Annotated in this window: 10 protein-coding genes and 1 pseudogene; 7 read left to right on the forward strand and 4 right to left on the reverse strand. The window is 50.8% G+C overall.

Annotated elements, in window-relative coordinates:
* Positions 1-330 precede the first annotated feature (330 nt).
* Positions 331-939, reverse strand: a complete 609-nt coding sequence (locus PaeBR_RS02670; protein WP_410513377.1) for a superoxide dismutase — start codon at positions 937-939, stop codon at positions 331-333.
* Positions 940-1386: 447 nt separating this feature from the next.
* Between PaeBR_RS02670 and PaeBR_RS02675 the strand changes: the two genes are divergently transcribed.
* The 5 genes and pseudogenes from PaeBR_RS02675 (at position 1387) to folE (ending at position 5035) form a co-directional block, all read left to right on the forward strand.
* The gene (locus PaeBR_RS02675) at positions 1387-1806 is read left to right on the forward strand and encodes a GNAT family N-acetyltransferase (RefSeq protein ID WP_410513378.1); all 420 of its coding nucleotides are present in this window, start codon (positions 1387-1389) and stop codon (positions 1804-1806) included.
* A 208-nt stretch (positions 1807-2014) separates the two neighbouring features.
* On the forward strand, positions 2015-2605 hold the full coding sequence (gene lepB, locus PaeBR_RS02680; RefSeq protein WP_410515056.1) for a signal peptidase I: 591 nt from the start codon (positions 2015-2017) through the stop codon (positions 2603-2605).
* A gap of 25 nt (positions 2606-2630) precedes the next feature.
* Positions 2631-3794: pseudogene (gene queG, locus PaeBR_RS02685) on the forward strand (tRNA epoxyqueuosine(34) reductase QueG); the annotation flags it as partial.
* A gap of 336 nt (positions 3795-4130) precedes the next feature.
* Complete coding sequence (locus tag PaeBR_RS02690) at positions 4131-4382, forward strand: YneF family protein (protein ID WP_410513379.1); 252 nt, start codon at positions 4131-4133, stop codon at positions 4380-4382.
* A gap of 56 nt (positions 4383-4438) precedes the next feature.
* A complete protein-coding gene (gene folE, locus PaeBR_RS02695) occupies positions 4439-5035 on the forward strand; it encodes a GTP cyclohydrolase I FolE (protein WP_410513380.1) in 597 nt (198 codons plus the stop codon).
* A 56-nt stretch (positions 5036-5091) separates the two neighbouring features.
* Here the strand turns inward: folE and PaeBR_RS02700 are convergent, their stop codons facing one another.
* Together PaeBR_RS02700 and PaeBR_RS02705 are read right to left on the reverse strand one after the other, a co-directional pair.
* Positions 5092-6231 (reverse strand): Fe-Mn family superoxide dismutase, encoded by a 1140-nt coding sequence (locus PaeBR_RS02700; RefSeq protein ID WP_410513381.1) that lies wholly within the window; start codon positions 6229-6231, stop codon positions 5092-5094.
* 176 nt (positions 6232-6407) lie between these two features.
* Positions 6408-7436 carry an alpha/beta hydrolase gene (locus tag PaeBR_RS02705; RefSeq protein WP_410513382.1) on the reverse strand — a complete coding sequence of 343 codons (1029 nt, stop codon included), beginning with the start codon at positions 7434-7436 and terminating at the stop codon, positions 6408-6410.
* Between the two features lie 225 nt (positions 7437-7661).
* Between PaeBR_RS02705 and PaeBR_RS02710 the strand changes: the two genes are divergently transcribed.
* Positions 7662-8405 carry an IclR family transcriptional regulator gene (locus tag PaeBR_RS02710; protein ID WP_410513383.1) on the forward strand — a complete coding sequence of 248 codons (744 nt, stop codon included), beginning with the start codon at positions 7662-7664 and terminating at the stop codon, positions 8403-8405.
* 105 nt (positions 8406-8510) lie between these two features.
* Here PaeBR_RS02710 and acnA read toward each other — a convergent pair whose 3' ends face one another.
* Positions 8511-11255 (reverse strand): aconitate hydratase AcnA, encoded by a 2745-nt coding sequence (gene acnA, locus PaeBR_RS02715; protein WP_410513384.1) that lies wholly within the window; start codon positions 11253-11255, stop codon positions 8511-8513.
* 229 nt (positions 11256-11484) lie between these two features.
* Between acnA and PaeBR_RS02720 the strand changes: the two genes are divergently transcribed.
* The gene (locus PaeBR_RS02720; protein ID WP_410515057.1) at positions 11485-12507 is read left to right on the forward strand and encodes an amidase domain-containing protein; all 1023 of its coding nucleotides are present in this window, start codon (positions 11485-11487) and stop codon (positions 12505-12507) included.
* The last annotated feature ends 10 nt before the right edge of the window (positions 12508-12517 follow it).

A 12517-nucleotide genomic window follows, 5' to 3' on the forward strand; every position in this document is an offset into this window, starting at 1 on the left:
ACTTATATTCCGCAAAACAGGCGCCAAAGAGCTTTCTCCCCATTTATAGCTGCACAAAATGCAATTACATGCTCAACAGAGGGCTGTGGGGGTTGAATAAGTGTACGAAGTGCAACTAAGTCCGCGAAGTCAAGTTATCATACCTGATCCATCCCAATAATATCCCAGTTAAATCCCAGTAAATCCCGAAAATCTCCGCAAGCTCTCGTTCATGCGCAAGAACTCACAGAGATTTTTTGACTAACCGTATATTTCCCCAAAAAAAGATGCCTCGTGAGCCCAAATGGCTGACGAGGCATCTTTTTGCATATCAGTATTTCCAGTGTTTCCTTATTTGGAGCTTTCGTAGCGTTTGCCGACTTCTTCCCAGTTGACTACATTCCAGAATGCTTTGATGTAGTCCGGACGTTTGTTTTGATAGTTCAGGTAGTAAGCGTGCTCCCATACATCAAGTCCGAGAATCGGAGTCGCGCCTTCACTGATCGGGTTGTCCTGGTTAGGTGTGCTTGTTACAGCCAGCTTGCCGTCTTTGACCACGAGCCAAGCCCAGCCGCTTCCGAAGCGTGTTGTCGCTGCAGTTGCGAAATCTTCCTTGAACTTATCGAAGCCGCCCAGCTCACTGTCGATAGCCGCCGCCAAAGCGCCTGCAGGTGCGCCGCCACCGTTGGGTCCGATAACTTCCCAGAACAGGGTATGGTTAGCGTGTCCGCCGCCATTGTTGCGAACTGCGGTACGGATAGCTTCCGGCACAGCATTCAAATCAGTCAAAAGCTCTTCAATGCTCTTGTCTTGTAATTCGGGTGCCTTTTCCAGTGCGGCGTTCAGGTTAGTCACATATGTGTTATGGTGTCGGTCGTGATGAATCTCCATCGTCAAAGCGTCGATGTGCGGTTCGAGTGCGTTGTTCGGATAAGGAAGTGATGGTAATTGAAATGCCATGGAAAAATCCCTCCTGAGTTTAGTTAAATTTTAAGGTTATTACCCATATAACCTATTGGATATGTACCCGTCTGACTACTATCATTAAACCGTATCTGGAACAATATTGCAACACTAAACAAACAATAGCGTTTAAAAAGTAATACAGGGATGCTGGGGCTACTATTTATTTGTAAGAGCGGTGTTAACATTGAAGGATATCCCGTTTTACAATCATTTATGCCTCCATTTTTACCTAATAAAAGAAAACATTACACATTATTGAATGTAAACGCTCAATATCAAGCGCTTTCAAAAGAAAAGTCGTGATATCGCGAGAAAAGTATGCTTTAATAGATTTAAAAGCAGGTATTCCTCGTTTTTTGATGCTTTTTTCGTCTTCACACTGTTATGGGAACTCCTTCTTTTTGTAAAATTATAAGCCATAGAAAAGGGAGATTTTAAAGAATGCACGTTCGTTCCTTTCAATTAAGCGACGTTAGTCCAGTCACTGAACTGCTGCAGACCGCATTATCGGAAGAATGTTTCGAGAACACCATGGCGCCTTTCTCCAGGCAGCTTTCGTGGGACTCAGATCTCATTGTAGTTGCAGAAGAACAAGGAGAGATTGTTGGAGCGCTGGTTGGCACGATTGAGCAGAACCACGGCTGTTATTTCCGCATTGCCGTACATCCCGATCATCGCCGCAGAGGAATCGGCAGAAGTCTCGTATCTGCGATGGAGAACCGGTTTCAATCCCGCAAAGTCAGCGGTATTTTTGTAGCCGTCGACGAGCATAACGCCGCCGCACTGCCATTGTACGAAGCTATGGGATATGACGAGAATCAGATTTTCAAATCTGTACGAAAGCTGAGCATTGTCGGGTAATACTGGAATTTTGAACCGGTGCTGAGTAAGCGGAATCATTTGATAATATAGAGATCGATAGTGACTGCACAGTCTGTTCCATTATATTAAGCATATCTTCCCTAAGCCGTTGCAAATGGCTGGGAGATATGCTTTTCTATTGTTATGCGAGTGTTTGACTAATGGAACTAGAGGGTGGATTATGAGCGACAATATTGAAGTGGAATTCATGCGCAGCCGAAAGCAAAGGTACAGGTCTTCACGGAAAAAGGCATCAAGGTCCGCACAAAGAAAGAGATGGGTAGTGCAGCTTAGAGATTGGATACTTACCACTGCTGCCGTGTTTATCATCATGTCGTTGCTTAACATATATGTAATCAATATATCTACGGTTAAAGGTCAGTCCATGCAGCCGACACTGTGGGAAGGCGAGAAATTACTCATCAATAAAATTACACTGTCGTTCGCCCACCCGAAACGGGGAGAGATCATCGTTCTGCACGATCCAAGCACCGGAATTAACAGGAAAGAGTATCTGGTAAAAAGGGTGATCGGCATACCCGGCGATACTGTGGAGGTACGGGATCACAAGCTGTACGTTAACGGAATATTAAAGGAGGAGCCATATATCGATACTGAAATTCAGGACACTGATTTCACTCCTTTAACCGTGGAAAATGGCAGTTATTTCGTAATGGGTGACAACCGTCATGCCGGAGCAAGTAAAGATAGCCGTTATTTCGGTTCTGTCCCTCAGGACAGTATTATAGGAAGAGCCGCTTATATATGGTGGCCGTTGTCCAAACTAAACTCATTATAAATATAACAAAAAGGAGAAGGCGGAAATGAACAATAGAAAACAGTCATCATATGCCCCCCCGCCTTCTAAGTGGGACAAGTTAAAAGCTGAGATTAAGGCTGCCGCACCGTCGCTCGGTATTGACGATATCGGGTTCGCAACTGCGGAGCCGTTTCTTTATTTGAAGAATATGCTGCAGGACCACCGGGATAAAGGATACGAGTCCGGTTTTGAAGAACCTGATCTGGATAAAAGAACCATACCCGCGCTGCAATCGGGTGAACCAATGTCAATTATAGCCATAGCAATAGCTTATCCATCCAAAATGGAGAATCCTCCTAAATCGGAACCGGGAGCCCGCAGAGGGATTTTGGCGCGTGCGTCATGGGGGAAGGATTATCACCATGTGCTGCGTGAGGCGCTGGACAAGCTGGAGGCTTTTATTCGTGAGCGGGTGCCGGAAGCTGTGCTGGAGAGTATGGTGGACACGGGAGTTTTGGTAGACCGGGCGGTGGCGGAGCGTGCAGGAATAGGCTTTAGCGGTAAAAACTGTTCCATCATCTCTCCGAAATGGGGCTCGTGGATTTACCTTGGCGAGATGGTTACGAATATCCCGTTTGCGCCCGATACTCCTGTACAGGAGGGATGCGGGGACTGTACAAGATGCATTGACGCCTGCCCTACCGGAGCGTTGGTGGGTCCAGGGCAGCTAAACGCCCAGGCCTGCATCTCTTATCTCACACAAACAAAGGGCTTCCTAAGCGACGATTACATGACAAAGATCGGCAACCGGCTGTATGGCTGCGATACCTGCCAGATTGTCTGTCCGCATAATCGCGGTAAGAACTGGGATCACCGACCCGAGCTGCTACCCGACCCCGAGATTGTCAAACCCTTGCTGCTGCCGATACTAGATCTTAGCAACCGGGAGTTCAAGGAGAAATTCGGCAGCAGCTCGGCAGCCTGGAGGGGCAAGAAGCCTATTCAGCGTAATGCAATTATCGGTCTGGGCAACTTCAAAGAGGAAGCTGCCATCCCCAGGCTGCGGGAAATTGTGCTCAAGGAGCCCCGGCCGGAGATGCGCGGTACCGCCGCGTGGGCGCTTGGCCGAATCGGCGGATTGGAGGCATTGTCAACCGTTAGGCAGGCGCTTGAGCATGAAGATCATGAAACGGTTGTAGAGATGCTCCAAAAGGCCGAAGAGAAGCTGACAACATCCCTTAGTAACCATAAGAACTAAAGAATTATGATAAAAAGGTGAGAGTAACGAAGGGGGATTTTTGGAACTGTAGGAGCGATAGCGACCGCCTTTGTCCCCGGATGTTCACCGCAGCAAGCGGTCTAATCCAAAACATCTGGGGACAACAGCGGCCGGAAGTCCAAACATTCACCGTAGTTACGGGTAAACATTAAAACAGCAAAGTATAAATCTTTAGTTCAACTTATAGTAGGGATTTTTCGAATTGCTGTCCAGTTCTTGAAATGCTATGATAGATTCGCACGCCTTATGGCGCAGCAGACAATAGAGCACAGAGGTGGACTTTAGATGGATATTGCAATACCTATTATTACTTTGGTCGTTGGACTGCTGGGCGGGTTTTTTATCGGTGTATATTACCTGCGCAGACAAATGACGACGATGCAGAATGATCCGGAAATGCTGCAAAAGGTTGCTAAACAAATGGGCTATAATCTGAACGGCAAGCAAATGCAGCGGGCCCAGCAAATGCTGAAGAATCAGAATCAGAATCCGGGACGGGGTGCCGCTGGTAAAGGGCAGAACCGTAAAGGGAAGTAACCAAGCCCGGAATATATAGAATTTCAATCGGGGTGCGGAAGGGGGAAGGTAGTTTCATGGGGAGCGTCAACGAATACGTAAACGGCAAGGTTTCTGTAAACCGTGAGAAAATCGAGTATCACGTAGGAAAGATACTGGAATTAATCGGGGAAGACACCGGCCGTGAAGGATTGCTGGAAACACCCGCGCGTGTCACGCGCATGTACGAGGAGATATTCGGCGGATATTCCATAGATCCTCGGGAGGCACTGGGCGTTACTTTTGATGAGTCTCATGAAGAACTGGTGATCGTAAAGGATATTGTCTATTACAGTCAGTGCGAGCATCATATGGCTCCTTTCTTCGGTAAAGTGCATATCGGTTATATTCCAAGCGGCCGGATTGCCGGACTGAGCAAGCTGGCCCGGCTGGTGGAAGCGGTGAGCCGCCGTCTTCAGGTACAGGAGCGTATCACGGCTCAAATCGCGGATATTATGACCGAGATGCTTAATCCACATGGAGTTATGGTGGTTGTGGAGGGAGAACATCTGTGTATGTGCGCCCGCGGAGTGAAGAAGCCGGGAAGCCATACAGTTACACTTGCGACCAGAGGTTCCTTCCGTGAGGATGCTGCCGCCCGGGCGGAGTTTTTGGCTCTGATTAAGGATAGATGAAGCATCATAAAGAACAGGCCTTGGGGATTCCTCCAAGGCCTGTTCTTTTCATGTCGTTAGTAGGGCTGCCACATCAGCTTGCTTGCTTCTGCATAACGCTCTGATACATAAGGCCAATTGACGACGTTCCACCAATCCTTGATATAAGCGGCCCGGTTGTTCTGGTGTTTCAGATAATAGGCATGCTCCCAGACATCCAAAGGCAGCAGGGGAATAACATCCCATTGCGATAAATTCTGATGCTTCTCTGCCGTCAGGATTTCCAGTCTGCGGCTGCGGGGACTCCAGACCAGAATGGCCCAGCCGCCTCCCTCTACCTTGTTAGCTGCTTCACTGAACTGCTGCTTAAAGCGGTCATAGCTTCCGAAGCTGCGTTCAATGGCCTCCAGCAGGGCACCGGTTGGACGCCCGCCGCCTAGAGGAGACATAACGTTCCAAAAGATAGTGTGCAAATAATGACCGGCCCCGTGAAAGGCCAGCTCCCGCTCCCAATGCTTAACGAGATCATATTTACCGTTCTTGCGGGCTTCGGCCAGCTTATCCTCCGCTTTGTTCAGTCCGTCAACATAGCTTTGATGATGCTTGTCATGATGGATTCTCATCGTCTTTTCGTCGATATAGGGTTCCAAAGCATTATAGGGATAAGGCAGCGGGGGGAGCTGATGGCCCCCAATAGGTACGGACGCCTGCAGGCGATCTTCTGAAAGAGGGACAACTGGAAGAATAGTTTCGTCGGCAGCTTGAACAGACTCCTGCATGACTTCACGCAGCAAATCCGGGTAAATCAGACCTTCCAGAACGCCGAGAAAATACTCCGATTCGCGGATGATGTGCAGCAGTACGGTTACAGCCAGCGGCAGCGCTTTAACGGCGGCACTTCCCTCCATCATGGCGAACAACTGCCGGACGAACTCGTGTGACTGGTTGCAGGAAGTGTGCAGCAGCTGCTCTGTAGAGGTCTTCCCTGCTTCCTTGTCGGGAGGAGAAGAGCTAAGGGAAGATTCAAGCAGCATGCGGGCAGCCGATTCAGTGGCGCCGAAGACGACAGCCCATTTATCCAGCAGCTTCACATAAGGCTCTTCAAGGCCGGGAATAATCGCTTCAATTACAGAGGTATGTTCCTTCTCCTGGGTCTTCCAAAAAACGATTTCTTCCAAAATTCGCACGGGCATCAACGGCCCATATACATATAGCATTGCATAATGCCCCCCGTGATTTGTCTTCAACAGTCATTTATATGACGGGGGAAGGACTCTTATTAAGCGTATTGGTTTACGCGCAATAATGCATCTGAATTTGTTTCCGGAAATGGAACAGCCTCTTTCCTGGGGTGCTTATTCCCTGAAAGAGGCTGTTCGTTTCTGTATAGGCTTTACTTCTGCGACTGTTCTAATGGACTGGACTTGGCAATCTGAACATTGCCGAGAAAAGCGGAGACTCGCCGCAGATATTCACGGGGATGTTCCCGGAACAGCAGTTCATGGTGGCTGCCCTCAACAATCCACGAGTCGGAATACGGATTGCTCTGGTTAGTAGCCAGCTCTTCGGCAATCGGGTAGGGCGCCTTTTCGTCCTTGGTTCCATGAAGGAACAGGACCGGGAAGGAATAGTCCTCCGATTTGACCTTCGGATAAGGAATTTGCTCCAGCCCCGTACCGTTCAGAACAGGAAAAATCATTTCCATGATCTCAAGGGAAGGTTGACGCGGCAGATCAATATTCTGCTTGATATTATGGTACAGAGTGTCAGGCTCCAGCAGAAAGGTGCTATCCAGTATCATTGCATCGATATCCTTTGAGACCAGACCGGCCTGAAGCGCGGTTCCAGCGCCCATGGAGAAGCCCCAGACGACGATTTCCTTGGCTCCGCGTCCCTTGGCGAACTGAATGGCGCCGAGCAGCTGCTGGGATTCTTTTTTGCCGCCGGTCGCGATATCTTTGTTGGTCTGGGACGCAAAGCCGTAATCGAACATAACTACATTGAAATTCAGACGATGGGCATAATGCGCCAAATCGTACATCGGCACCCAGGTTTCCTCGCGGTTAGCGCCATAGCCGTGGCTGAACACAATGGTTTTGGTCGCTCCTTGAGCCGGGATATACCAGCCCTGCATCGTACGGCTGCCGTCGAATGCCTGAAAGGTAACCTCCTCGTACTTGAGTCCCTTCGCTAGTGACGGGTTAGAGTAGAGGGGGGCGACCGTCGGGTTGGACAGCACCCAGGCAATATAGGCATGCAGTGAAATGAAGCAGAATACAAAGAAGAAAAAGACGGACAGCAGCAGCGCTACTATAATATGTTTAACCCGAATCATCTGCAGGGAGAGCGGATGATCCTCAGGGCTTCTGCCTATCGGTTTACGGGAGACAGATGTGTTTGTGCCGGTGGTTGCCAGATCCATACGGTTCCACTCCTAAGTAATGTCTTTACCATTTAATCGTATGTTCATGCGCTTACAAAGTCAATGAAATCACCGCTTTTGTAATGTAACTGTAAACTGCGGCCCAAGCTTTTCCGTTCGGTGAATATACTGGACTTCCCGTTCACTTTTACACTAAGATAGAGTTGATTATAAATAATAATGTAACCGCGTTTCATTTGATGAAACATAGGAGGGGCGATCATCGTGGAGGACCGGAAACTGACTGTACGCGCTGTTGAACGGGCGCTTGATATATTGCTGTGCTTTACGAAGGATAGTGATTTGGGGTTAACAGAGATCGCTTCACAGATTGGTCTGCATAAAAGCACGGTGCACCGGCTGCTGACCACACTGGAGGAGAAGGGGTTCCTTATCCGCAATCCGGCAACCGAGAAATACCGGCTGGGTATCCGTATCTGGGAGCTGTCGACACATTTGCCGGCCTTTGATGAGCCGGCAGCACTGCTTCTTCCGGCCATGGAACGGCTGCGCGACCGTTTCGGAGAGACGATCAGCCTTTATTTGCGGGACGGTACCGAACGGGTGCGCATTCAGGCTGTGCAGAGCCAGCAGGCGATTCGGCGAGTGGCGCAGATCGGTGCGCGGCTGCCGCTGTCCGTAGGGGCTTCAAGCAAGGTGCTGGCAGCCTATGCTCCGCCTGAGATACAGAGAGCGGTGCTGGAAAGCCCGGATTGGCCTTTAACCGTAGATCGGGCTGTATATGCGGAACAATTGAAAGAGATAACCCGATTGGGATATGCAACCAGTCTCGAAGAGCGGGAGCCCGGCGCGGCCGCTGTCGCCGTGCCAATCGTCGGCCGTAGTGGGACAGTAGTTGCAGCGTTGTCGCTGTCCGGACCGGTCAGCCGTCTCTCCCGGGAGACGCTGGTGGAGTATTCCGTCGTACTTATTAAGGCGGCGGGTGAAATGGGTATGATGATTCCTTGACCCTCAATCCTAAATCGGCAATCAACAGAAATAGCCCTCGAACCTTCCCGTATGGGATGGTTCGAGGGCTATATTGCGTATCTGAAACGGTATCAGGTTATCCGTTTATTTTGCAGGTAATGCTTCCGTTGAGGAGGTTGCATCCGCCAGCATCTGGCGAAGCACCGTCTGCAAGATACCGCCGTTGCGGTAGTAGTCGATATCCACCGTGCTATCCAGCCGCGCGATGACCGGGAAGTCGAACTGTGTGCCGTCTTCGCGGGTGGCGGTGACGGTCAGCTCTTGCCCTGGCAGCACCTGGTTATCAAGGCCTGTAATGTCGAAGGACTCGCGGCCGTTCAGACCCAGACTGCTCCAGCCATGACCTTCCTGGAACTGCAGCGGAAGAACACCCATACCGACGAGATTACTGCGGTGAATCCGCTCGAAGCTCTCGGCGATAACTGCCTTTACGCCGAGCAGGAGTGTACCCTTGGCGGCCCAGTCGCGTGAGCTGCCGGTGCCGTATTCCTTGCCGGCGATAACGACGAGATTTTGCCCGGCGGACTGGTACAGCATGGATGCGTCATAGATGGACATGACTTCATCACTTGGCAGGAACGTGGTTACACCACCTTCTGTATCTGGAGCCACAGCATTGCGAATCCGGATGTTGGCGAACGTACCGCGCATCATGACCTCATGATTTCCCCGGCGTGAGCCGTAGGAGTTGAAATCCGCACGCTCCACACCATGATCACGCAAATATTCGCCGGCAGGGCCGGAAGAGGAAATATTACCGGCTGGCGAGATATGGTCTGTCGTAACCGAATCGCCCAGCAGCGCCAGTACACGGGCCTTGGCAATATTCTCAATATCGCCCAGACCATCCGCAAGATTCTCGAAGAATGGCGGGTTCTGAATATACGTAGAATTATCATCCCACTCGTACAGCTCGCCTTCCGGTACAGGAATGGCATTCCAGCGCTCATTGGCGGTGAATACATTCTCGTATTTGCGGCGGAACATCTCCGGACTGAGGGATACACCAATCGCTTCACGAATTTCGGCAGAAGTTGGCCAGATATCTTTCAAGAAGACAGGCTCACCCTGCGGATCAAACCCAAGCGGTTCATTCTGCAAATCTATGTCTACCGTACCAGCCAGGGCATATGCAACGACCAGCGGTGGTGAAGCCAGATAGTTGGCCTTAACCTGGGCATGAACGCGGCCTTCGAAGTTACGGTTACCGGAAATTACTGCGGCTACCGTCATATCGTTCTCGGCAACGGCTTGACTGACTTCATCCGGCAGGGGACCGGAGTTACCGATACAGGTAGCGCAACCGTAACCGGCCACGTAGAAACCGAGCGCCTCAAGCGGCTTGAGCAAATTGGCTTTTTCCAGATATTCCGTAACCACCAGCGATCCCGGCGTCAGACTGCTCTTTACATAGCCCGGTTTGGTCAGTCCACGTTCAACCGCCTTTTTGGCCAGTAGTCCGGCACCAAGCATAACGCTTGGATTCGAGGTGTTGGTGCAGCTCGTAATGGCCGCAATAGCGACTGCGCCGGTTCGGAGCTTGCTTGTGCTGCCGTTCTTATGTTGAATCTCTACCTCTTGAGCAATCTTCTCATCACTGAGACCATAACCGCCCTTATCGACCGGTGTACGGATGATACCTTCGAAGTTCTCCTTCATATGGGTCAGCTCGATCCGGTCCTGTGGACGTTTCGGTCCTGCCAGACTCGGTACGACCGAGGCCAGATCCAGTTCTATGATGTCGCTGAACTGCGGGTCCGGTGTATCCGACGTGCGGAACATGCTTTGAGCTTTGTAATAGGATTCCACCAGCGCCACCAGATCGTCTGGACGTCCTGTGCTTCGCAGGTAGGCTAAAGTTTCGTCATCTACAGGGAAGAAGCCGACTGTAGCGCCATATTCAGGTGCCATGTTGGCAACCGTAGCCCGGTCGGCCAGACTGATGTTGGCAAGGCCCGGTCCGTAAAATTCTACGAATTTGCCGACCACGCCTTTTTTGCGCAGCATTTGGGTAACGGTCAGCGCCAGATCAGTCGCAGTAGCGCCTTCTACCAGACTGCCGGTGAGCTTGAAGCCGACCACATCCGGTGTGACAAAATACAGCGGCTGCCCCAGCATGCCTGCTTCCGCTTCAATACCGCCTACACCCCAGCCGACGACGCCAAGACCATTGATCATAGTCGTGTGGGAGTCAGTGCCTACAAGAGAATCGGGATAAACAACGGTTTCGCCATCAATGGTCTTGGTAGCGGCTACGGAGGCCAGATACTCGAGATTCACCTGATGCACGATCCCGGTAGCGGGAGGTACGGCACGGAAGTTATTGAATGCTGTCTGCGCCCAGCGCAGGAAGCGGTAACGCTCCTCATTGCGTTCGAATTCAACGTTCATATTATATTCCAGAGCGTCCGCGGTACCGAAGGCATCAACCATAACGGAGTGGTCAATAACCAGGTCAACCGGGACGAGCGGATTAATCTTCTTGGGATCGCCGCCTGCTTTTTTCACAGTATCGCGCATGGCTGCCAGGTCTACGACTACCGGTACTCCGGTGAAGTCCTGCAGAACAATACGGGCCGGAATAAAAGGGATTTCCTTATTGCGGTCCACGCCGCCGCCCCAGCCGGCCAGCTGCTTAACATGATCCTCTGTGATGGCGCGTCCATCGAACTGGCGGACAGCCGCCTCAAGCAGTACTTTAATGGAAAAAGGCAGGGACGAAATGTCACCCAGTCCTTGTTCCTCCAGGGATTGAAGATGATAATAGCGGTAACTCTTGCCGCCCGACTCCAGGGTGCGGGCCAGCGAGAAATGATCCTTGCTTGGCATAAATGCGCCTCCTTGTTTCATCTAATGAAACTCAATTTCAAATTTATTCTCTACAATAATTATAACGTTTGCAAAGGGGGGAGTAAAGTTTTTTTTCCTCCTTATTAGCAGGATTGTAGCGGATTTTTTAAAGGGCATAATTGCGCTTTAATCTTATTCTATCTGTATAGCTCCATGATTACCTTCATATACATAGGACAGCAGAAAAACAGGGTGAAGGGCGGGAAGAATCATGGAGGAACAGTGGAAACGCAGTTTGTATCTGTATGTGGACCAAATCAATAGAGGACGGGTAGAGCCGCGCACCGAGCCCCGGCATACCGCTGTGAATGATCCGCGCTTTCTGATGGAGCAGGGAGAACGCAGCCGCCGTCTTGCAGAATGGTATGATGCCCGGGGTATCAAGCCCCTGCGCGGTGAAACAGGAGTGAAGACTCTGAGGCTGGTAAGGCAGACTCCGTCAGAGGTGATTACGGAAATTTCACTGCACAGTGCATTTTATTATGAAAAAGGCGGTCTCACCCATCGCGAGGATACGGTCAATTCAGAACGGCTGACTTTTTCACGCGAAGGAAACGGCTGGGAGATTGCCGCTGTGGAGCGTGCCATTCCCGAGCGTCAGGCGGTCCGCAAGGCGGTAACCGAAGCTGCGGGCAGAACCTACGGGGGGGAAGATGAGCCTCTTCCGCTTCCGCAGCCGCTTCTGAACCGCAGTATACTCGGAGGGATGGCAGAGACCCGTGAAGTGCTTTACCGCCGCGAGGATGCCGCCGCCTATGCTGACCGCTGGTGGCAGGAGGGGAATCCGGAGTTTGAGACTTTTGCTGTAGATTGTACGAATTACGTGTCCCAATGTCTCTTTGCAGGGGGAGCGCCTATCAACTATACTGGTAAAAGAGAAACGGGCTGGTGGTATAAAGGCTATGCCGGAAACCGGGAATGGTGGAGCTTCAGCTGGACGGTATCGGACAGTCTGCAGCGTTATTTGAGCACAGGCCGGAGCAGTGGACTGCGTGCAGAAGTGGTGAAGCGTCCTGAACAGCTTATGCTGGGAGATGTCATTCAATACGATTGGGACGGCAATGGGCAATTTCAACACAGCACGATTGTTACGGCCTTTGATGCGGGCGGCATGCCGCTTGTAAATGCACATACGGTCAGCAGCCGCCACCGTTACTGGGATTATCGTGATTCCTATGCGTGGACCGACAGAACAGTATACCGTTTTTTTCATATTAATGACTATTTATAATGCGGAAAGA

Source organism: Paenibacillus sp. BR2-3 (assembly GCF_046529485.1).
In the GTDB taxonomy this organism is placed as follows: Bacteria; Bacillota; Bacilli; order Paenibacillales; family Paenibacillaceae; genus Paenibacillus_AQ.

Coding starts and splice junctions, on each gene's coding strand:
- PaeBR_RS02670 (WP_410513377.1), bottom strand. CDS start 939: ATGGCATTTCAATTACCATCACTTCCTTATCCGAACAACGCACTCGAA.
- PaeBR_RS02675 (WP_410513378.1), top strand. CDS start 1,387: ATGCACGTTCGTTCCTTTCAATTAAGCGACGTTAGTCCAGTCACTGAA.
- lepB (WP_410515056.1), top strand. CDS start 2,015: ATGCGCAGCCGAAAGCAAAGGTACAGGTCTTCACGGAAAAAGGCATCA.
- PaeBR_RS02690 (WP_410513379.1), top strand. CDS start 4,131: ATGGATATTGCAATACCTATTATTACTTTGGTCGTTGGACTGCTGGGC.
- folE (WP_410513380.1), top strand. CDS start 4,439: ATGGGGAGCGTCAACGAATACGTAAACGGCAAGGTTTCTGTAAACCGT.
- PaeBR_RS02700 (WP_410513381.1), bottom strand. CDS start 6,231: ATGCTATATGTATATGGGCCGTTGATGCCCGTGCGAATTTTGGAAGAA.
- PaeBR_RS02705 (WP_410513382.1), bottom strand. CDS start 7,436: ATGGATCTGGCAACCACCGGCACAAACACATCTGTCTCCCGTAAACCG.
- acnA (WP_410513384.1), bottom strand. CDS start 11,255: ATGCCAAGCAAGGATCATTTCTCGCTGGCCCGCACCCTGGAGTCGGGC.